The 21481-nt window shown below is 59.2% G+C and carries 19 protein-coding genes; 17 read left to right on the forward strand and 2 right to left on the reverse strand.

Going from position 1 to position 21481, the window contains the following annotated elements; genetic code table 11:
- The first annotated feature begins 10 nt into the window (after positions 1–10).
- The 17 genes from iscU to CRN80_RS14650 all read left to right on the forward strand — a co-directional run bounded on the left by iscU (position 11) and on the right by CRN80_RS14650 (position 15273).
- Complete coding sequence (gene iscU, locus CRN80_RS14565; RefSeq protein WP_003175965.1) at positions 11–397, forward strand: Fe-S cluster assembly scaffold IscU; 387 nt, start codon at positions 11–13, stop codon at positions 395–397.
- A gap of 28 nt (positions 398–425) precedes the next feature.
- The gene (gene iscA / locus CRN80_RS14570; protein WP_003175963.1) at positions 426–749 is read left to right on the forward strand and encodes an iron-sulfur cluster assembly protein IscA; all 324 of its coding nucleotides are present in this window, start codon (positions 426–428) and stop codon (positions 747–749) included.
- Positions 750–757: 8 nt separating this feature from the next.
- The gene (gene hscB, locus CRN80_RS14575; RefSeq protein WP_065892372.1) at positions 758–1279 is read left to right on the forward strand and encodes a co-chaperone HscB; all 522 of its coding nucleotides are present in this window, start codon (positions 758–760) and stop codon (positions 1277–1279) included.
- A 51-nt stretch (positions 1280–1330) separates the two neighbouring features.
- Positions 1331–3193, forward strand: a complete 1863-nt coding sequence (gene hscA, locus CRN80_RS14580; RefSeq protein ID WP_032895387.1) for a Fe-S protein assembly chaperone HscA — start codon at positions 1331–1333, stop codon at positions 3191–3193.
- 3 nt (positions 3194–3196) lie between these two features.
- Positions 3197–3538: an ISC system 2Fe-2S type ferredoxin gene (gene fdx / locus CRN80_RS14585; RefSeq protein ID WP_032895388.1), complete on the forward strand. Its 342-nt coding sequence runs from the start codon at positions 3197–3199 to the stop codon at positions 3536–3538.
- Positions 3539–3552: 14 nt separating this feature from the next.
- Positions 3553–3753, forward strand: coding sequence for a Fe-S cluster assembly protein IscX (iscX, locus tag CRN80_RS14590; protein ID WP_003194015.1), 201 nt, complete (start codon positions 3553–3555; stop codon positions 3751–3753).
- 91 nt (positions 3754–3844) lie between these two features.
- Positions 3845–4270: a nucleoside-diphosphate kinase gene (ndk, locus tag CRN80_RS14595; protein WP_003175956.1), complete on the forward strand. Its 426-nt coding sequence runs from the start codon at positions 3845–3847 to the stop codon at positions 4268–4270.
- A gap of 29 nt (positions 4271–4299) precedes the next feature.
- Positions 4300–5448, forward strand: a complete 1149-nt coding sequence (gene rlmN, locus CRN80_RS14600) for a 23S rRNA (adenine(2503)-C(2))-methyltransferase RlmN (protein ID WP_003194014.1) — start codon at positions 4300–4302, stop codon at positions 5446–5448.
- A gap of 12 nt (positions 5449–5460) precedes the next feature.
- Entirely contained in the window at positions 5461–6219 is a 759-nt protein-coding gene (gene pilW / locus CRN80_RS14605; RefSeq protein WP_032895390.1) for a type IV pilus biogenesis/stability protein PilW, read from the forward strand.
- A complete protein-coding gene (locus CRN80_RS14610) occupies positions 6219–7229 on the forward strand; it encodes a RodZ family helix-turn-helix domain-containing protein (RefSeq protein ID WP_098950432.1) in 1011 nt (336 codons plus the stop codon). The genes pilW and CRN80_RS14610 overlap by 1 nt, the downstream gene beginning before the upstream one ends.
- Positions 7230–7231: 2 nt before the next feature.
- Positions 7232–8341, forward strand: coding sequence for a flavodoxin-dependent (E)-4-hydroxy-3-methylbut-2-enyl-diphosphate synthase (gene ispG / locus CRN80_RS14615; protein ID WP_003175952.1), 1110 nt, complete (start codon positions 7232–7234; stop codon positions 8339–8341).
- A 23-nt stretch (positions 8342–8364) separates the two neighbouring features.
- On the forward strand, positions 8365–9654 hold the full coding sequence (gene hisS / locus CRN80_RS14620) for a histidine--tRNA ligase (protein WP_032895392.1): 1290 nt from the start codon (positions 8365–8367) through the stop codon (positions 9652–9654).
- Positions 9655–9695: 41 nt separating this feature from the next.
- Positions 9696–10337 (forward strand): YfgM family protein, encoded by a 642-nt coding sequence (locus tag CRN80_RS14625; protein WP_032895393.1) that lies wholly within the window; start codon positions 9696–9698, stop codon positions 10335–10337.
- Positions 10330–11481 carry an outer membrane protein assembly factor BamB gene (gene bamB / locus CRN80_RS14630; RefSeq protein ID WP_032895394.1) on the forward strand — a complete coding sequence of 384 codons (1152 nt, stop codon included), beginning with the start codon at positions 10330–10332 and terminating at the stop codon, positions 11479–11481. The genes CRN80_RS14625 and bamB overlap by 8 nt, the downstream gene beginning before the upstream one ends.
- Before the next feature lie 260 nt (positions 11482–11741).
- On the forward strand, positions 11742–13211 hold the full coding sequence (gene der / locus CRN80_RS14640) for a ribosome biogenesis GTPase Der (protein WP_003194008.1): 1470 nt from the start codon (positions 11742–11744) through the stop codon (positions 13209–13211).
- 134 nt (positions 13212–13345) lie between these two features.
- Positions 13346–14494, forward strand: a complete 1149-nt coding sequence (locus CRN80_RS14645) for a pyridoxal phosphate-dependent aminotransferase (RefSeq protein WP_044268085.1) — start codon at positions 13346–13348, stop codon at positions 14492–14494.
- Positions 14482–15273 carry an amidohydrolase gene (locus tag CRN80_RS14650; RefSeq protein WP_098952618.1) on the forward strand — a complete coding sequence of 264 codons (792 nt, stop codon included), beginning with the start codon at positions 14482–14484 and terminating at the stop codon, positions 15271–15273. The genes CRN80_RS14645 and CRN80_RS14650 overlap by 13 nt, the downstream gene beginning before the upstream one ends.
- 161 nt (positions 15274–15434) lie before the next feature.
- On the opposite strand, the gene leuA is transcribed toward CRN80_RS14650, so the two are convergent.
- Both leuA and CRN80_RS14665 read right to left on the reverse strand, forming a co-directional pair.
- Positions 15435–17114 carry a 2-isopropylmalate synthase gene (gene leuA, locus CRN80_RS14655; RefSeq protein WP_014719812.1) on the reverse strand — a complete coding sequence of 560 codons (1680 nt, stop codon included), beginning with the start codon at positions 17112–17114 and terminating at the stop codon, positions 15435–15437.
- A 365-nt stretch (positions 17115–17479) separates the two neighbouring features.
- Positions 17480–21454, reverse strand: coding sequence for a membrane-targeted effector domain-containing toxin (locus tag CRN80_RS14665; RefSeq protein WP_256588867.1), 3975 nt, complete (start codon positions 21452–21454; stop codon positions 17480–17482).
- Between the last annotated feature and the right edge of the window lie 27 nt (positions 21455–21481).

Below are 21481 nucleotides of genomic sequence, written 5' to 3' on the forward strand. Positions count from 1 at the left end.
ATTCAGTACCATGGCTTACAGCGAAAAGGTCATCGACCACTACGAAAACCCGCGCAACGTCGGCAAGATGAACGCGGAAGATCCTGATGTCGGCACCGGCATGGTCGGCGCTCCGGCGTGCGGCGATGTGATGCGCCTGCAGATCAAGGTCAACGATGCTGGCGTTATCGAAGACGCCAAATTCAAGACTTACGGCTGCGGTTCGGCCATCGCCTCCAGCTCCCTGGCGACCGAATGGATGAAAGGCAAGACCCTGGATGAGGCTGTCACCATCAGCAACACCCAGCTGGCCGAAGAACTGGCGCTGCCGCCAGTGAAAATCCACTGCTCGGTACTCGCTGAAGACGCCATCAAGGCGGCGGTTCGCGACTACAAGCAGAAGAAAGGCTTGATCTAAGCATTTGGCGACGAGTAAGGAGTCAACGATGGCTATCAGCATGACAGAAGCGGCTGCGCAGCACATTCGCCGCTCCCTGAATGGGCGCGGTAAAGGTGAGGGGATTCGTCTGGGTGTACGCACCACGGGCTGTTCCGGCCTTGCCTACGTGCTGGAGTTTGTCGACGAGGTGGTTGCAGAGGATCAGGTGTTCGAAAGTCACGGCGAAAAGGTGATTATCGACCCGAAAAGCCTGACCTACCTGGACGGCACCGAACTCGATTTCGTCAAGGAAGGGTTGAACGAAGGCTTCAAGTTCAACAACCCTAACGTGCGCGGTGAATGTGGCTGCGGCGAAAGCTTCAACATCTGAGGCTACTCGTGGGTACTCCTTGTCATTTCGCTTTATTCGAGCTGCAGCCGAGCTTTCGGCTGGACCTTGAGCAGCTTGCTACGCGCTACCGTGAGTTGGCGCGTGGCGTGCATCCGGACCGCTTCGCCGACGCTTCCGAGCGTGAGCAACGCTTGGCGCTGGAGCAATCGGCCAGCCTCAACGAAGCCTATCAGACGCTCAAAAGCCCCCCGAAACGCGCCCGTTATTTACTGGCGATGAAGGGTGGTGAGTTGCCGATGGAAGTCACCGTGCATGACCCGGACTTCCTGATGCAGCAGATGCAGTGGCGCGAAGAGCTCGAAGACTTGCAGGACGAAGCCGATGTGGCTGGCGTCGCGGTCTTCAAGCGCCGTCTGAAGGCGGCCCAGGATGAGCTCAACGAAAGCTTCGCAGCCTGTTGGGATGATGCGGCGCAACGCGAACAGGCCGAACGCCTGATGCGGCGCATGCAGTTTCTCGACAAGCTCACCTACGAAGTGCGCCAGCTAGAAGAGCGCCTCGACGATTAACCCAGTGCTGCCCGTGATGCACGCCTGATAGACAGATAAGACCTGATTACCATGGCTCTACTGCAAATCGCCGAACCCGGCCAAAGCCCTCAACCGCACCAGCGTCGCCTGGCGGTCGGGATTGACCTGGGCACCACCAATTCCCTGGTTGCTGCCTTGCGCAGCGGCCTGTCCGAGCCACTGCCCGATGCCGATGGTCAGGTGATCCTGCCGTCCGCCGTGCGTTATCACGCCGACCGCATCGAAGTGGGCGAATCGGCCAAGCTGGCCGCGTCCGCAGACCCCTTGAACACGGTGTTGTCGGTCAAGCGCTTGATGGGTCGTGGGTTGTCCGACGTCAAGCAATTGGGCGACCAACTGCCGTACCGCTTTGTCGGCGGTGAATCCCATATGCCGTTCATCGACACCGTCCAGGGGCCCAAGAGCCCGGTGGAAGTGTCGGCCGATATCCTCAAGGTGCTGCGCCAGCGTGCAGAAAGCACCCTGGGCGGTGAGCTGGTAGGGGCGGTGATCACTGTTCCGGCGTATTTCGACGACGCCCAGCGCCAAGCCACCAAGGATGCAGCGAAGCTTGCTGGCCTCAACGTGCTGCGCCTGCTCAACGAGCCGACTGCGGCGGCGGTGGCCTACGGCCTCGATCAGCACGCTGAAGGCCTGGTCGCTATTTATGACCTGGGCGGCGGCACCTTCGATATTTCGATCCTGCGCCTAACCGGCGGTGTGTTTGAAGTGCTCGCGACCGGCGGCGACAGCGCCCTGGGTGGTGATGATTTCGATCACGCCATTGCTGGCTGGATCATCAGCAGTGCCGGCTTGTCGGCCGACCTGGACCCAGGCGCGCAGCGCAACCTGCTGCAAACGGCCTGCGCGGCCAAAGAGGCGTTGACTGACGCTGCTTCTGTTGAAGTGTCCTACGGTGACTGGTCGGCACAGCTGACCCGCGAAGCCTTTGATGCGCTGATCGAGCCGATGGTCGCCCGCAGCCTCAAGGCCTGCCGTCGTGCTGTGCGTGATTCCGGTATCGAGTTGGAAGACGTCGGTGCAGTGGTCATGGTCGGCGGTTCCACCCGCGTGCCGCGCGTGCGTGAAGCGGTCGCCGAGGCCTTTGGGCGTCAACCATTGACCGAAATCGACCCGGATCAAGTCGTCGCCATCGGCGCTGCCATCCAGGCCGATACCCTGGCGGGTAACAAGCGCGATGGCGGCGAATTGCTGTTGCTCGACGTGATCCCGTTGTCCCTGGGCCTGGAAACCATGGGCGGCCTGATGGAGAAGGTGATTCCGCGTAACACCACCATCCCCGTCGCACGTGCCCAGGACTTCACCACCTACAAAGACGGCCAGACAGCCATGATGATTCATGTGCTGCAAGGTGAGCGCGAGCTGATCAGCGACTGCCGCTCCCTGGCGCGCTTTGAGTTGCGTGGCATTCCAGCGATGGTTGCCGGTGCCGCCAAGATTCGCGTGACCTTCCAGGTCGATGCCGATGGCTTACTCAGTGTCGCAGCGCGCGAACTGGCCTCGGGCGTTGAAGCCAGCATCCAGGTGAAGCCGTCCTACGGTCTCACCGATGGCGAAATCGCCAAGATGCTCAAGGATTCGTTCCAGTATGCCGGTGACGACAAAGTCGCCCGCGTATTGCGCGAGCAACAAGTGGATGCCCAGCGCCTGCTCGAAGCGGTGCAGGGTGCCCTTGAAGCCGATGGCGAACGCCTGCTGGATGCCGAAGAGCGCATGGTCATTGACCTGCAGATGCAAGAACTGGCCGAACTGATGAAAGGCAACGATGGCTACGCCATCGAGCAACAGACCAAGCGCCTGTCGCAAGTGACTGATGCCTTTGCCGCCCGCCGTATGGATCAGACGGTTAAAGCCGCGCTGGCGGGCCGCAACCTGAATGAAATTGAGGAATAACTGATGCCGCAGGTCACTTTTCTACCGCACGCCGAGCATTGCCCTGAGGGCATGGTCGTGGAGGCTGAGACCGGCAAGTCCCTGCTCGACGTCGCGCATGACAACCATATCGAGATCGAAAGTGCCTGTGGCGGCGTCAATGCCTGCACCACCTGTCACTGCATCATTCGTAAAGGTTTCGACAGCCTCAATGAGGCTGACGACCTGGAAGAAGACTATCTTGATCGGGCGTGGGGCCTGGAGCCGACGTCGCGCCTGAGTTGCCAGGCAAAAGTGGGGACTGAAGACCTCACCGTCGAAATCCCGAAATATTCGCTTAACCATGCGGCCGAAGCGCCGCATTGATTCAAGGAAGTGTCATGAGTCTTAAATGGGTTGATGTACAAGAGATCGCTATCCTGTTGGCTGATGGCAACCCGGATTTGGATCCTTACTCCCTGAACTTTGTAGCTTTGCGTGACATGGTCATGGCATTGCCCGGGTTCGAAGATGAGCGTGATCGTGGCGGTGAAAAGGTCTTGGAAGCTATCCAGACTGCCTGGAAAGAAGAACAGGACTGACGCCTCCCTCACGCAGTTAGGCAATACCCAATAACCCGCGTATAATTCGCGGGTTTAATTTTTCGTAAATTACCGTTTCTGGAGTTACACCATGGCTGTTCAACGTACTTTCTCCATCATCAAGCCTGACGCTGTTGCAAAAAACGTCATCGGCGAGATCACCACTCGTTTCGAAAAAGCCGGCCTGAAGGTTGTAGCTTCGAAACTCAAGCAACTGTCCAAGGCTGAAGCTGAAGGCTTCTACGCTGAGCACAGCGCTCGTGGCTTCTTCGGCGACCTGGTTGCCTTCATGATCTCCGGTCCTGTTGTTGTTCAGGTTCTGGAAGGCGAAAACGCCATCGCTCTGAACCGTGAGCTGATGGGCGCTACCAACCCTAAAGAAGCGGCTGCCGGCACCATCCGTGCTGACTTCGCTGAATCCATCGACGCCAACGCTGTTCACGGCTCGGACTCCGAAGCTGCTGCTGCTCGCGAAATCTCGTACTTTTTCGCTGCTACTGAAGTAACCGCTCGCTAAGCATCGGCTTAAAGAGTGAGGGTGAATCCATGACTACATCGACTGTTAAAACCAACCTGCTGGGTCTGACTCAGCCGGAAATGGAGAAATTCTTCGACTCAATCGGGGAGAAGCGTTTCCGTGCCGGTCAGGTAATGAAGTGGATTCACCACTTTGGCGTCGACGATTTCGACGCCATGACGAACGTCAGCAAGGCCCTGCGCGACAAGCTCAAGGCCATTGCCGAGGTGCGTGGTCCCGAAGTGGTCAGCGAGGACATCTCCAGCGACGGTACCCGTAAGTGGGTCGTGCGCGTGGCGTCTGGCAGCTGTGTCGAGACCGTGTACATTCCCCAGGGCAAACGCGGCACTTTGTGCGTTTCGTCCCAGGCAGGCTGTGCCCTGGACTGCAGTTTCTGCTCCACCGGCAAGCAAGGCTTCAATAGCAACCTCACCGCCGCTGAAGTTATCGGCCAGGTGTGGATTGCCAACAAATCCTTTGGCAGCGTCCCGGCGACCGTCGACCGTGCCATCACCAACGTGGTGATGATGGGCATGGGTGAGCCGCTGCTGAACTTCGACAACGTGATTGCGGCCATGCACCTGATGATGGACGACCTGGGCTACGGCATCTCCAAGCGCCGTGTGACCCTGTCGACCTCCGGCGTGGTACCGATGATCGATGAGCTGGCCAAGCACATCGACGTCTCCCTTGCGTTGTCGCTGCACGCACCTAATGACGCATTGCGTAACCAATTGGTGCCGATCAACAAGAAGTATCCGCTTAAGATGTTGCTCGAGTCGTGCCAGCGTTATATGGCGACCCTGGGTGAGAAGCGAGTGTTGACCATTGAGTACACCATGCTCAAGGACGTCAACGACAAGCTGGAGCACGCGGTCGAGATGATCGAATTGCTCAAGGACACCCCGTGCAAGATCAACTTGATCCCGTTCAACCCGTTTCCCCATTCTGGCTACGAGCGGCCGAGCAACAACGCCATCCGTCGTTTCCAGGATCAACTGCACCAGGCCGGCTATAACGTCACTGTGCGAACCACCCGTGGTGAAGACATCGATGCCGCGTGTGGCCAATTGGTAGGGCAGGTGATGGACCGCACCCGCCGCAGTGAACGTTATATCGCCGTGCGCGAACTTAACGCCGCTGAAGATTTACCGCAAATCGCTGTGAATCGAATCTGAGAGAGGATCTCTATGCCCTTGCGCCTTGCGCTGCTTTTACTCTTTACCGGCCTGGTGGCCGGTTGCGTTTCATCGGGCCATGACAGCCCGTTGCGCACTGATAAAGGCCGTGATGAGGCGCGAGTTGCCTATGTGCAACTGGGCTTGGGGTATCTGCGCCAAGGCATGAGCGAGCAGGCCAAGGTGCCGTTGAAAAAGGCCCTGGAGCTGGACGCCGATGATGCCGATGCCAATGCCGCGCTGGCCCTGGTGTTTCAGGCCCAGGCCGAGCCCGAGCTGGCCGACCGCTATTTTCACAAGGCCCTGGCCTCCCGTCCTGCCGACCCGCGGCTGCTGAACAACTACGGCAGTTTCCTGTTCGAGCAGAAGCGGTATGACCTGGCGTCACGTTATTTCCAGCAAGCTTCCACCGATACCCTCTACCCGCAGCGTTCGCGGGTGTTCGAGAACCTCGGTGTGACCTCGATGCGCCTCGGCCAACGCGACAGCGCCCGCCAGCAACTGGAAAAAGCCCTGCATTTGAATAGTCGCCAGCCACGGGCATTGCTCGAAATGGCTGAGTTGTCTTACGAAGACAGGCATTATGTGCCGGCACGTGACTATTACGAGCGTTTTAGCCTGCTCAGCGGGCAAAATGCACGTAGTCTATTGCTCGGTGTGCGCCTGGCGACGGTTCATGAAGAACACGACACGGCCGCACGTTTTGGCCAGCAACTCGAACGACTCTATCCCGGTACGCCGGAATATCAGCAATACCTGTCGGAGCAATGATGAAAGCCGCGCACCCGGAAGATGTAGCAGCTAATCGCGTCAACCCAGGCGAAACCTTGCGCCAGGCCCGCGAAAGCAATGGTTGGTCGCTGGCGGAAGTGGCCCTCAAGCTCAATTTGACCAGCACCTCCCTGGCCAACCTGGAAGCTGGCGCGTTCGACAAGCTGCCTGGGCACACCTTTGCCCGCGGCTATATCCGCGCCTATGCCAAATTGCTGGGTATCGACCAGGCCGTGCTGGTCCAGGAGTTCGACCAGTTCACCGGTACCGACGCCCAGGGCAGTAATGTCCATGGGTTGGGGCGTATCGAAGAGCCAACGCGGGTTTCCCACACCATTTTGCGGATTGTCAGCCTGTTGTTGCTGATTGCCGTGGTCGGCGGCGGTTTTGTCTGGTGGCAAGACCAGACCTCCCAGCGCAACAAAGACCTGACCAGCAACGCCATGGAACATGTCGAAGTCGAAAGCGCCGACGGCACCACCCAGATTCACCCCCTGGACGAGCCGGAAGACCAGGCCGTGGTAGAAGGGCAAGCCGCGCCGCAAGCGCCTGCCACTGCCGAGCAACCCGCGCCAGACGCTGGCACGGCCCCGGCCCCGGCTGCGACGGCTGCGGTACCCGCCCCGGCTGCTCCGACCACTCCGACCACTCCGGCAGCACCCGTTGCCCAGGCTCCGGTGGTTCCGACACCAGCACCTGCGACCCCTGCGCCAGCCGCACCCGCAGCGCCGGCGATGTCGCCTCCCACCACCCCGGCATTGATCGCCGGTGACGGGCGCGTACAAATTACCTTCATCGCTGACTGCTGGACGCAGGTCACCGATGGCAACGGCAAAGTGCTGTTCAGTGGTTTGAAGCGTAAGGGAGATACGCTTGACCAGGGCGGCAAGCCTCCTTTGACGCTGCGTCTGGGCTTCGCCCGTGGCGCGCAAGTGGCCTACAACGGCCAGCCTGTAGACGTGGCGCCGTTCACCAGTGGCGAGACTGCTCGCCTCAAGTTGGGACAATAGTCATGCACGGCGAATCTCCAATCAAACGTCGCGTATCGCGCAAGATCTGGGTCGGCTCGGTGCCGGTGGGTGGCGACGCCCCCATCGCAGTGCAGAGCATGACCAACAGCGACACCAACGATGTGGCCGCCACCGTGGCCCAGATCAACCGTCTGGAAGCTGCCGGCGTGGACATCGTGCGGGTGTCCGTTCCGGACATGGACGCAGCCGAGGCCTTTGGTCGTATCAAGCAGTTGGTCAAGGTGCCACTGGTTGCCGATATTCACTTCGACTACAAGATCGCCTTGCGCGTGGCCGAGTTGGGTGTGGACTGCCTGCGTATCAACCCCGGCAACATCGGGCGTGAAGATCGCGTGCGTGCCGTGGTGGACGCTGCCCGGGATCGTGGTATCCCGATCCGCATTGGCGTCAACGCCGGCTCCCTGGAAAAAGACCTGCAAAAAAAATACGGCGAGCCCACGCCGGCAGCCCTGGTTGAGTCTGCACTGCGCCATGTTGAACACCTGGAACGCCTGAATTTCCAGGACTTCAAGGTCAGCGTAAAGGCCTCCGATGTGTTCATGGCCGTAGAAGCCTATCGCCTGCTGGCCAAGGAAATCGTGCAACCGCTGCACCTGGGTATCACCGAAGCGGGCGGTTTGCGCTCAGGCACGGTGAAATCTGCGGTGGGTCTCGGTATGCTGCTCGCCGAAGGGATTGGCGATACTATTCGCATCTCCCTGGCGGCAGACCCCGTAGAGGAAGTGAAAGTCGGTTACGACATTCTCAAATCCCTGCGTTTGCGTTCCCGTGGTATCAACTTCATCGCCTGCCCGAGCTGCTCGCGGCAGAACTTCGACGTGGTGAAAACCATGAACGACCTGGAGTTGCGCCTCGAAGACCTGCTGGTGCCGCTGGATGTCGCAGTGATCGGTTGTGTGGTCAACGGGCCGGGTGAGGCCAAAGAGGCCCACGTGGGCCTGACCGGTGGTACACCGAACCTGATTTACATCGACGGCAAGCCGTCGCAGAAGCTAACGAATGACAATCTGGTGGATGAGCTGGAAAAGCTGATCCGCGAGAAAGCGGCCGAGAAGGTCGCCGCTGACGCAGCGCTGATCGCTCGCGGCTGATTGACCGAATTTAAGGATCTGATGTGAGCAAGTCTCTGCAAGCCATTCGTGGCATGAACGACATCCTGCCCGAGCAGACGCCACTGTGGCGCTACTTCGAAAGCACGGTCGCGCGCCTGCTGGATAACTACGGTTACAAGCAGATCCGCATGCCGATCGTCGAGTTCACCGAACTGTTCAAGCGCTCCATCGGTGAAGTGACCGACATCGTCGAAAAAGAGATGTACACCTTTGAAGACCGCAACGGCGACTCCCTGACCCTGCGTCCGGAAGGCACTGCCGCGTGCGTGCGCGCCGTACTGGAACATGGCATCACCGGTGGTGGCCAGACCCAGAAGCTGTGGTACATCGGCCCGATGTTCCGCCACGAGCGCCCGCAGAAAGGCCGTTACCGCCAGTTCCACCAGATCGGTTGCGAAGTGTTCAACCTGGACGGCCCGGACATCGACGCCGAGCTGATCGTGCTGACCTGGCGCCTATGGGGCCAGTTGGGCATTCGTGACGCGGTCAAGCTTGAACTCAACAGCCTGGGCACCAGCGAGTCCCGCGGGCGTTATCGCGAAGCCCTGGTCGAGTACCTGTCGGCCCACCTGGACAAACTGGACGAAGACAGCCAACGCCGTCTGAAGACCAACCCGTTGCGCGTCCTGGATACCAAGAACGCCGACACCCAGGCCGTGCTGGTCGATGCGCCGAAAATGGCCGATTACCTGGACGACGAGTCCCGTGTGCACTTCGAGGGCCTCAAGGCTCGCCTGGATGCAGCCGGTATTCCCTACGTGATCAACCCCAAGCTGGTGCGTGGCCTCGACTACTACAGCAAGACCGTGTTCGAGTGGGTCACCGACAAGCTTGGCGCCCAGGGTACCGTGTGTGCCGGTGGTCGCTACGACGGCCTGGTCGAGCAAATGGGCGGCAAGCCGACCACGGGCGTGGGCTTTGCCATGGGCATCGAGCGGCTGATCCTGCTGCTGGAAACCCTGGAGCAGGTCCCGCAAGAGATTTCCCGCCAGGTAGACGTGTACCTGTGCGCCTTCGGCGAGGCTGCCGAACTGGCGGCCCTGGCCTTGAGCGAAAAAGTACGTGACCAACTGCCGAGCCTGCGCCTGCAGGTCAATGCCGGCGCTGGTAGCTTCAAGAGCCAGTTCAAGAAGGCCGACAAGAGCGGTGCGCTGTACGCACTGATCCTCGGCGATGACGAGCTGGCCCAGCAAGTGATAGGTTTCAAACCCCTGCGTGGCCAGGGCGAACAACAGAACATTGCCTTTGATGCGCTCGCTGCGCACTTGGCCACCTGCGTTGTGCAGGGTTGAAGCTGTCGAACAGCCGAATTTAGCGATTAAGGAGTATTGGGGTGTCGAGTACTGATGATGAGCAACTGGCCGACTTCAAGGACTGGTGGCAGCGTAACGGCAAGCCCCTGGTCACAGGCGGCCTGCTGGCGCTAGTGGTGGTGTTCGGCTGGCAAGCCTGGACCAAGTATCAGGCCAACCAGTCCCAAGGTGCCTCGATCGTTTATCAGCAATTGCTGGAAACTACCCTGACCCCGGACGGCAAGCCTGACCCTGCGCAGGTAGCAGACCTGGCCGGCAAGCTGAAGAACGAATTCGGCGGTAGCACTTACGCCCAGTACGGCAGCCTGTTCGTCGCGAAAGTCGCGGTCGACACCGGCAAGCTGGATGACGCGGCCACCGAGCTGAAGGCCATCGCCGACAAGCCGACCAACCCGACCCTGGGTGAAATCGCACGTCAGCGCCTGGCACAGGTATTGGCGGCACAGAACAAGGCTGACGAAGCACTCAAACTGCTCGACGGCGATGCTGACAAGGCATTCGTGGCCACTCGCGAAGAGCTCAAGGGCGACCTGTTGGTCCAATTGGGTCGTACCGACGAAGCCTATGCTGCGTACCAAAAAGCCAAGGCGGCGCTGTCTGATGAAGCGGCGGTCGGTGGCTTACAAATCAAGCTCGACGACTTGGCCAAAGGGGATGCGTGACGTGATCCGTTGGAAACATGCAGCATTGCTGGCTCTGGCCATTTTGGCCGCGGGTTGCAGCAGCAACAGCAAAAAAGAACTGCCGCCTGCCGAGCTGACCAGCTTCAAGGAAGAAGTGGTCCTGCAAAAACAATGGAGCCAATCCATTGGTGATGGGCAGGGCGACCTCTATAACCTGTTGCAGCCGGCGATTGACGGCGACAACATCGTGGCCACTGATTCCACTGGCGTAGTAGTTGCCATGGATCGCATGAACGGCGACGTCAAGTGGAAGAAAGACCTCGAACTGCCGGTTTCCGGCGGTGTGGGCGTCGGCTACGGCATGGTGCTGATCGGTACGCTCAAGGGTGACGTGGTCGCGCTGGACTCCAGCACCGGTGAAGAGAAATGGCGCGCTCGCGTGACCAGTGAAGTGCTCTCGGCACCGGCGACCAACGGCGATATCGTCGTGGTGCAAACCCAGGACGACCGCGTGATCGGCCTGGATGCCTCCACCGGTGACCAACGCTGGTTGTACGACAGCACCCCTGCGGTGTTGACCCTGCGCGGTACCAGTGGTCCGATTGTGACCAACAACCTGGCCGTTGCAGGCCTGTCGACCGGTAAAGTGGTTGCCTTGAATACCCAGAACGGCGTGCCGGCTTGGGAAACTCGTGTGGCCATCCCGCAAGGTCGTTCCGAGCTGGATCGCGTTGTAGACATCGACGGCGGCTTGCTGCTGTCGGGTGAAACGATCTACGTCGCCACCTACCAGGGCCGTGTTGCCGCGTTGGACCTGCAAAGCGGTCGCATCAACTGGCAGCGTGATGCTTCCAGCTATGCGGGTGTCGCCCAAGGGTTTGGCAGCGTCTATGTGAGCCTGGCATCCGGCACCGTTGAAAGTGTCGATGAGCGTTCCACCACTGCACTTTGGAGCAATGACTCCCTGGCTCGCCGTCAACTGTCGGCACCGGAAGTCTTCTCCAGCTACGTGGCGGTGGGTGACTTCGAAGGCTACCTGCACCTGCTGAGCCAGGTAGACGGTCGTTTTGTCGGTCGCCAGCGTATCGACAGCGACGGCCTGCGTGCGCGTCCGCTGGTGGTGGGTAACATGCTTTATGTGTATGGCAACGGCGGCAAGCTGGAAGCCCTGACCATCAAGTAAAGGTTTGACTATGCTTGGGGTAACCCCCAGGCGGCCCTGCTTCAATGCTCTGTGTAGGAGCGAGCTTGCTCGCGAAGGACGTCAACGATAACGCGGGTTTTCTGGATAAACGCGTCGTTCTCGGGTTTTTCGCGAGCAAGCTCGCTCCTACAGTAGTAGTGCCAGAGCAGGGCATGTGGCATTTCAAATGCCGCCCCGAGCACCAGCCGCTGCCCTGCAGCGGCTTTTGTATTTTCTGAAATAACGAAGTGGAGAGCCGCATGGTTCCCGTAATCGCCCTGGTGGGCCGACCTAACGTCGGCAAGTCCACCTTGTTCAACCGCCTGACCAGGACTCGCGACGCCATTGTCGGCGACTTGTCCGGTCTGACCCGTGATCGCCAATACGGTGAGGCAAAGTGGCAAGGGCGCTCCTATATTATTGTCGACACCGGTGGTATCTCCGGTGACGAGCATGGCATGGACGAAAAGATGGCCGAGCAGTCGCTGCTCGCTATCGAAGAAGCCGATGTGGTGCTGTTCCTGGTGGACGCCCGTGCGGGCTACACCGCTGCCGACCAGATGATTGGCGAGCACCTGCGCAAGCGCAACAAGCGTTCCTATCTGGTCGCCAACAAGATCGACAACATCGATCCTGAGGCGGCCCGTGCCGAATTCAGCCCGATGGGCCTGGGCGACGCGATCCCGGTCGCCGGTGCTCACGGTCGTGGCATCACCCAGATGCTGGAAATCGCCCTGCGCGACTTCCCCAAGGATGACGTCGAGGAAGAAGAAGGCGAAGAAGAGATCGTTGCAGAGGGCGAGGAAGCCAAGCGCATTCCGGGCCCGAGCGAAAAAGACGGTATCAAGATCGCCATCATTGGCCGTCCGAACGTCGGCAAGTCGACCCTGGTCAACCGTATGCTCGGTGAAGACCGCGTTATCGTCTACGACCAGCCCGGTACCACCCGCGACAGCATCTACATCCCGTTCGAACGCAACGAGGAAAAGTACACGCTGATCGACACCGCCGGTGTGCGCAAGCGCGGCAAGATCCACGAAGAAGTTGAAAAGTTCTCCGTGGTCAAAACCCTGCAAGCCATCAAAGACGCCAACGTGGTGATCTTCGTGATGGACGCCCGCGAAGGCGTGGTGGACCACGACCTCAACTTGCTGGGCTTTGCCCTGGAAGCCGGTCGCGCGCTGGTGATCGCGATCAACAAGTGGGACGGCATGACGCCGAGCGAGCGTGATTTCGTCAAGATCGAGCTGCAACGCCGCTTGTTCTTCGTCGAGTTCGCCGATATCCACTTTATCTCGGCACTGCACGGCACTGGCGTGGGCAACCTCTACGCGTCCGTACAGAACTCGTTCAAGTCTGCGGTCACCCGCTGGCCGACCAACCGCCTCACCCAGATCCTGGAAGACGCGGTGGGCGAGCACGCACCGCCGATGGTCAACAACCGCCGAATCAAACTGCGTTACGCCCACTTGGGTGGTGCCAACCCGCCGATTATCGTGATTCACGGTAACCAGATCGAGAAGGTGCCCAAGTCCTACGTGCGTTACCTGGAAAACACCTACCGCCGTGTCTTGAAGCTGGTCGGTACGCCGATCCGTATCGAGTTCAAAGGTGGCGATAACCCATACGAAGGCAACAAGAACACACTGACCGACCGTCAGGTGAACAAGAAGCGTCGTTTGATGACTCACCACAAGAAGGCCGACAAGAAGCGCCGTGACAAGAAATAACGGCAGCTTTGAGTGGTAAGCGGCACGCTGCAAAAAAGGGCTCCTTTGGAGCCCTTTTTTGTGCGCGACCGTTTGTGCCTTGACCCGATGCAATAGGCAGCTTAAAACTTGGGGCTCACCTGCAGGGGCTTTTGATGATCACCAGTAAGCTGCCAAACGTCGGCACGACCATTTTCACCACCATGTCGCAACTCGCCGCCGAAACCGGCGCGCTCAACCTGTCCCAGGGTTTTCCCGATTTCAATGGCCCGCAGGGTTTGCTCGATGCGGTGGGCAAGCACATCGCCCTCGGCCATAACCAGTACGCCCCCATGACTGGCCTGCCGGTACTGCGCCAGCAAGTGGCGGCCAAGATTGCCCGCAGCTATGGCGCCACCGTGAATGCGGACACTGAAGTGACCATCACGCCTGGCGCCACCGAAGCGATCTTCTGCGCGATCCAGGCGGTGATTCGCAGCGGCGATGAAGTCATCGTGTTCGACCCCAGCTACGACAGCTACGAGCCTTCGGTTGAACTGGCCGGTGGTCGTTGCGTGCATGTGCAACTGAGCCTGCAAGGCTTCGCCCTGGACTTCGAGAAACTCAAGGCTGCGCTTTCACCGCGTACGCGCATGATCATCCTCAATAGCCCGCACAACCCCACCGGCGCCTTGATCAGCCGTGCCGAGCTGGACCAGTTGGCCGAACTGATCCGCGACCGCGATATCTACCTGGTCAGCGATGAGGTCTACGAGCACCTGGTGTTCGACGGTGTACCCCATGTCAGTGTATTGGCCCATGAGGAGCTGTATCAGCGCGCGTTCGTGGTCAGCTCATTCGGCAAGACCTATCACGTCACAGGCTGGAAGACCGGCTACGTGGTCGCGCCACCGGCCCTTAGCGCCGAACTGCGCAAGGTGCATCAATATGTCAACTTCTGCGGCGTCACCCCTTTGCAGTACGCTTTGGCGGACTTCATGGCCGAACACCCGGAACATGTCGAAGAACTGCCGGCCTTCTATCAGGCCAAGCGGGACTTGTTCTGCGACCTGTTGGCGCCATCGCGCTTGAGCTTCACCCGGGTGACCGGCACTTACTTCCAACTGGTGGATTACTCGCAGATTCGCCCAGACCTGGATGACGTGGCCATGTCCCTGTGGATGACCCGCGAACATGGCGTGGCGACCATTCCGGTTTCGGTGTTCTACCAGCACCCACCCCAAGGCCAGCGCCTGGTGCGCCTGTGCTTTGCCAAACGCGAGGAGACGCTGCGACATGCGGCGCAAAAACTATGCGTGATCTGAGTACATTGCCGAATCTGAACATTGCCCTGGTGCAGACGAGCCTGGCCTGGCATGACCGCCAGGCCAATTTCGAACACTTTGAGTTGCTGCTGGAGCAGGCCAAAGGCGCCGACTTGATCGTGCTGCCGGAGATGTTCACCACAGGGTTTTCCATGGAATCAGAAGCCCTTGCCGAGCCGGAAAACGGCCCCACCCATCATTGGCTCCAGGCCCAAGCGGCAAAGTATCAGGCCGTGATAACGGGCAGTGTGATCATCCAGGCCGCCGATGGCAGCCACCGCAACCGCCTGCTGTGGGCGCGGCCGGATGGCGAGGTGTTGCATTACGACAAGCGCCACCTGTTCCGCATGGCCGGTGAGCATGACCACTACACCCCAGGTGAACGCCAGGTACAGTTCGAATTGAAGGGTTGGCGCATTCGCCCGTTGATCTGCTATGACCTGCGCTTCCCGGTGTGGAGCCGCGACGCCCAGGATACGGACCTGCTGCTGTACACCGCCAACTGGCCGGGTGCTCGGCGTCAGCATTGGAATCGGCTGTTGCCGGCACGGGCGATTGAAAACCTGTGCTATGTGGCGGCGGTGAATCGTGTAGGCACCGACGGCAAGGGCTTTGCCTACACCGGCGATAGCCAGGTGCTGGATTTCCAGGGTGAGACGTTGCTGAGTGCAGGGGAGGCGGATGGGGTGTTCCAGGTGATCCTGGATGCGGCGGAGCTGGCGGCTTACCGCACACGGTTCCCGGCGAACCTGGATGCCGATAGCTTTCAGTTCCTGTAGGAGCGAGCTTGCTCGCGAAAAGCGCCAACGATAACGCAGCGTTATCAGGTTGCCAGCGGTGCCTTTGGGTTTTTCGCGAGCAAGCTCGCTCCTACAAGGTATTGAAACGAGAAGGCCCCTGGATTCACACCCAGGGGCCTTTTGCATTGCAGCGCTAAGCTCTACGCCGCTTTGGCTTCCAACTGGCTCAGCGAACGGTTCAGCGCACTGAACAGCGCCTTGAAGCTGGCGGTAGTGATGTTTTCATCGATCCCCACACCATGCACCGGGCGTTCGCCGTTCACGCGCAGCTCAATGTAAGCCGCCGCCTTGGCATTGGTACCCGCACCAATCGCATGCTCGTTGTAGTCCATGATCTCCACGCCAATCGGCAAGCCGGCCACCAAGGCTTCCAACGCTCCGTTGCCTTTGCCTTTCCAGTGCAGATTGGTTTCGCCCTGGCCTTTGCCCGAGACTTCAACCTCGACAAAACTGTTGCCGTTCTCTTCCTGCAGGCGGTGGCTGACCAACGCATACGGCGTGTTGGCTTGCAGGTATTCACGCTGCAGCAAGGCGTAGATCTGTGGCGCGGTCATCTCCAGGCCCACGCGGTCGGTTTCGGCCTGCACCACCTGGCTGAACTCGATCTGCATGCGACGCGGCAAGCTGATGTCGTATTCCTGCTCCAGCAGGTAGGCGATGCCGCCCTTGCCCGACTGGCTGTTCACGCGGATCACCGCCTCGTAGCTGCGGCCAATATCCGCCGGGTCGATCGGCAAGTACGGCACTTCCCACAAGGCATCGTCTTTCTGCTGGGAGAAGCCTTTACGGATCGCGTCCTGGTGCGAGCCGGAGAACGCGGTATGCACCAGGTCGCCGACATACGGGTGACGTGGATGCACCTGGATCTGGTTGCACTCCTCAACCACTTTGCGCACGCCGTCAATGTCGGAGAAGTCCAACTGCGGGTCCAGGCCCTGGGTGTACATGTTCAGCGCCACGGTGACCAGATCGACGTTACCGGTACGCTCGCCGTTGCCAAACAGGCAGCCTTCCACACGGTCGGCGCCGGCCATCAGGCCCAACTCGGTGGCCGCCACGCCAGTGCCGCGGTCATTGTGGGTGTGCAGGCTGATGATCACGCTGTCACGACGGTTGATATGGCGACCGAACCACTCGATCTGGTCGGCGTAGATGTTAGGGGTGGCGCATTCAACCGTGGCGGGCAGGTTGAGGATCATCTTGTGCTCAGGCGTCGGGTTCCACACCTCGATCACCGCGTCGCAGACTTCCTTGGCGAACTCCAGCTCAGTGGCGCTGAACGTCTCTGGGGAGTATTCAAAGGTCCACTGGGTTTCCGGCTGCTGGGCAGCGTACTTGACGAACAGCTTGGCCGCGTTGACTGCGATGGCCTTGATGCCGTCCTTGTCCTGGTTGAACACGATGCGGCGGAACGACGGCGAAGTGGCATTGTACAAATGCACAATGGCTTTCTTGGCACCGCGCAGGGATTCGAAGGTGCGTGCGATCAAGTCTTCACGGCCCTGGGTCAGCACCTGGATGGTGGTGTCCTCGGGGATGTGGTTGTCTTCGATCAGAGTGCGCACAAAGTCGAAGTCGGTTTGCGAAGCGGCCGGGAACGAGGCTTCGATTTCCTTCACGCCAACGGCCACCAGGGTCTTCCAGAAGCGCAGCTTTTTCACCGCGTCCATTGGCTCGATCAGCGACTGGTTGCCATCACGCAGGTCGGAGCTGCACCAGATCGGCGCTTGGGTAATGGTTTTCGACGGCCAGGTACGGTCCGGGATGTCGATGGTCGGGAACGCGCGGTATTTCGAAGACGGGTCTTTGAGCATGCTCATCGGGAAATCCTTGGTTGTAGGGGCCGAGAAAAGGCGGCCTGCCGTAGCACTGTTATTGGGGATAAAACGTGAAGACGAGGCAGATCGATTCAGCCTGGCAGTCGTGCGCTGACGAGGCACAGGCTGCGGTGCTGGCGGAGCTGAATGAGGGTGTGAGAGGTTTTCATGCAGTCAACCCTAACCGCGAGACTGAGGGATGGCAAGCATCGAAAAAAAATTGGTATAACTTCTATTTTTTCCTGTTTTGTTGGTTTTTTATTGTTGGTATTTGCAGGTTTTCTAATATTTATTCTCTATTTGGTTTTTTGTAAGCAATAGTGGTCCACGCAGCCCAAAGGCTGCGTGGTGGTGTTTGCAAGGAGCCCTCAGACGAGCAGGCCATCTATGTTGTATTCGATGTTCACGTCTCCCACGGGTCGAAAGTTGCCGCCCCGCGTGAGTTTGATCGGGGCAGGCTTGGTATGGGGAGGCTGACGAACTCGGCTTGAGGTACCTTTCAAGGCGGATGATACGGATATCCCGACCGCTCCGGTCTGTTCCGCGATGCCCGGCACACCCACAAAATTATTCATATGCGCGCTACCCACAACGCTCACGAATCTTTCCCAAGGTGGGGTTTTCTGGATGATTTGTGACGCGTAATAGTTGAACTCTGGAAGGCGTTCGTTCAGGTAACCGGGGTGGGCTCTCCATGCGGCGGCCTTCCCGGAGTGCAGGGTCAATTCGTAGTGCTCGAGCCCTATGACGTTAATGTCGTGTTTTCCGGCTTCGATGATGACGTCCAGCATCGTGGGGCCGCCCGTATATTCGGGGTCATAGTGGCGAGGTGACAGGTATTGAGCATGAGCCTCTGTTAACGCCGAAGCATTTAATCTCGAAGAGCCTTCAATAAACGGGGCGCCTTCAAGGTAAATGGTGGTCACACCGCTATTGGCGAAAGTTTGCATCTGATCAATCAGCAGTTGAAAAGGTGCAGGGTCATTGTGTGATTCACCGATTACGATGCCGCGTACTCCCGGTTGAGAAAGAATATTCTCAATGGCCGTTTTCGGTGAGGTGCTCTTGGACGTCAGTGCAGGTACGGAAGGCCGTTGAGTCGCTCCTGCTTTTCGGAGTTTTTTGTAGTGGGCCTTCATATCGCGCCTGTGCCATCTGCGGATAGTTCTGACTGTCGCATCCGTTGGGTTTACAAAGTCATCGGCAGCTGCCCCCGAGAGCACTCTATCCATATATCGTTCAGGGGCTTGGGGCAGAGCATTGCCTGGTTGAACGCCACCCGTCATCTGATTGAGCCGCCATTCACCATTTCCTGCCGATTGCAGAAACGCCACTGTCCTCTCGCTTCTGGAAGCCGTCGCCGGGGCATTGGGGTTGATGATATCGACCCGCCCGCTGGAGGCGTGGAACGCTGAGTGGATCTGATAAACCCGGTTTTCTCCGGTAACGTCGGTGTACCGTATATACCAATTACCACCGACGTTATAGGTGCCGTTGGACCCTAGGTGCGCCCCACGGATGACGTCGTCGGCTACGGCGTAAGCACTCAGGTCGCGGTTTGGCACGGCGACGGTGGTCGAGGGGCGCGTGGCGACGGTGGTGACGCCGCTGCTGGTGGAGGCGACTGCCGTGGGAGGGATGGCGGGCGCCGGCAGCGCTCTGGGGCCCGAGCGTGCCACAAGCGGGCCGGCTTGGCCGGTGGCTCTGAATACCGGTCGCATGGGGGCCGCACGAAGATTGGAGATGCCGGTGGCAGCCAGGCTGAAGTCACTGTAGATCGTGCGCGCCAAGCCAGGTTTTCTGATCAAGTGCGGCAAGATCTTGCTATTGGCGCGCAGCGCAGTCACAGCGGCTTTACCCAATCGAACACCTGAGGACACCCCTTTACCGATCACGGGTATCAGGTCCGCGAAGATCAAGGCCACTTCGAGGCCGAACTCGATTTTGTTGAGGGCGGATTGCTTCGCCACTTCCTCGCTGCTTACCGACTGATGATCCGCTCGGTCGAGCACCATCTGTACGTGTTGTGTGTACAGGTGTTCCTGAACATCGCCTTCGATCGGCTTCAGGCTGATCGCACTGCCCAGTAGCTTGACCGATGAAATGATCAGTTCAGGGGAGATCAGCGTCAGAGGGTTGTATGCCTTTTCTTTAAGGGCTTCCTTGAATTGCGCGATGTCATCTTTACTGACGGGTGATTTTCTTTTTGCGATATAGGACGCCCACTCACCTTTAGCCAGAAGGGCATCCAGGGCTTTGTGGTCCGCCACTTCGCGAAAGGTGATACCGTCGGGAGCCTTGGGGGTGTAAAGCACCAATGCCGAGTCCGTCTGATTGCCGATCACCATCACGCCTTGCACCGCCAGCCCACGGTGGACAAGGCTGTTGGCCACGATGTTTTTTCCATCCACGTGGGGGCGCGTGACGGGATTGGGGTGGTCCACTACCGCATCAACCCACTGCACCGCACGCTTGGTGCTAGTGTCTTGCTGGGCTTTTTCCGTGTAAGCGTCGGGATTGAGTTCTGATAAAAACGCCTCCTTGATCATCGCGTCTTCCAAGTTGGCTTTCCAGGCGGTACGCAATTGCGCGGCGCTGCCAACCTCGGTGTCAGTGGCCATCTCCTGTTTGAGCAGCTTGGTGTATTCGCCGCCGACATCGACGGTATTGACCAGCTTTTTAAGCGCGTCGGTGTCCAGGATCACCGGCTTGCCAGCCACGTCCAGGACGGGCCTGCCTTGCGTGTCGAGCAATGCCAAGGTCATTTTTACATCGGTAAACGTGCCCCTCTCGATGGCTGGAAAACCACTGGGATTGTCCAGCGCCAGGTCGGTCAGCGAGACGGAGTGCTGTTTGTCATAAAGCGGCTGACCAGTCCCACGCCCACCCTGAATGCCGGTGCGGGTGCGTATCTGTACCTTTAATTGGTCAGCATCGACCGCAGCGTACGGGTACTGCTTCTTGATGGCCGCATTCAGTCTGTCCCGTGAGAAGTCTGCCAGGGACGGGATTTTTGCGAGCAGTGGCGCCAGTGTCTCCAGGCTTTTCTCTTGCACACGCTCCAAATGCAAAAACACCGCTTCTTGAGCCGCAGACAGGTTCTTCAACCATTGCGGTTGGTTTTTGTCAGTCAGTCTCGCATCCCGGGCCAGCATTGCATTGCTGCCATCGAGCAGATACGACCAGTCAGCCGCGTGATCGATGCCTTGGGCTGAGGCGTTGTCGAGCAAAGGGCTGGTGGTGCTGCCTGGCGCCAATGCGTTGTCCAAACCTGCCTTGGTTTCTGCTTGCTGGCGCCTGACCATCCAAGCCACGGCTTCTGCCAACACATCCCCGGACGATGGCGAGGCGCTGCGCATCAAGTCATCGCCGGAGAAACCGTCAGCCCGGTTTTGCAGGGCCGGTGGCAGGGTTTGTAGCAATAGCTGGGCCGCGGTGCCGCCTTGATCCAGTCGCTCGGCGAGTGCCTGACGTGCCTGGGCGGGCGTTGCAAACTCTTCGAATCCTTCGCCGGGTGTGTACAGCACGACGGGGCCATGGGTGTCGTTGAGTTCAAGGGTGCGCCCATTCGGCCAGGTAGGCGGCAGGGCCTGTGAGCCGTCGTTTTTGGTGATAAGAAACGCGCCCGCCAGCATCGCGCCGCGTTCGGTTTTGTCATCGACCGTGATGGGGTACACACCCAGTCGATCACCATCGGCGAAGTTTTTCTCGCGGGCATCCAACGTGGGGTATCGCAGCGCGTCGTCGATCAGTGCTTTGCTTTCTGGACTGAGGGTTTGATCGCTGACACGCAAGGCTGCCAGGATCGACAATTGGCGTTTGTGCAGGGTCAACAGCTGATTCAGTGGCGACTCGTGCTTGCTCGGGTCTTCATGCACCGGGCTGGCGGTGTTCCAATAGCGTTCAATTGCTTGTGGGTACTGCGTGGCGATGTTGCGCGCGATGGTTTGCAAGGTGCTTGTGGTGGCGGCGGGCAGTGCCAGATCGTCGTCCAGGCTGGTGCGATGAGTAAATTGGGTGTGTATGTCGCGCTCAGGGCTGATCAGTTTGTCGGGATTAGCCAGGATGTCTTGGACCCTTCTGGCCAGGGCGGTCATTAGCGGTTCGGATGACTCCTGTGACACTTCATTGCCGTTAATGCGGTAACGATTGATGCTCATTGTCTCGGCGTCCAGAGGCCGGACGGCGGGGAATGCTTCCTCGAGTTGCGCCTGTATGAAGGCTTTGAAGCTTGGCTGTTGGTTGTGCAGGCGCTGCATGTCCTCCGTCAGGAGGGCGTGTTCAACGGTGTAGGCTAATTGTTTGCTGGGTTTGAAATGTTTCTCCAAGTGGGGGTAACGCATTTGCGCGCTGGCTATGCCGGGCGAAGT

The sequence above is a fragment of the Pseudomonas sp. FDAARGOS_380 genome (genome assembly GCF_002591235.1).
GTDB lineage: Bacteria > Pseudomonadota > Gammaproteobacteria > Pseudomonadales > Pseudomonadaceae > Aquipseudomonas > Aquipseudomonas salmasensis.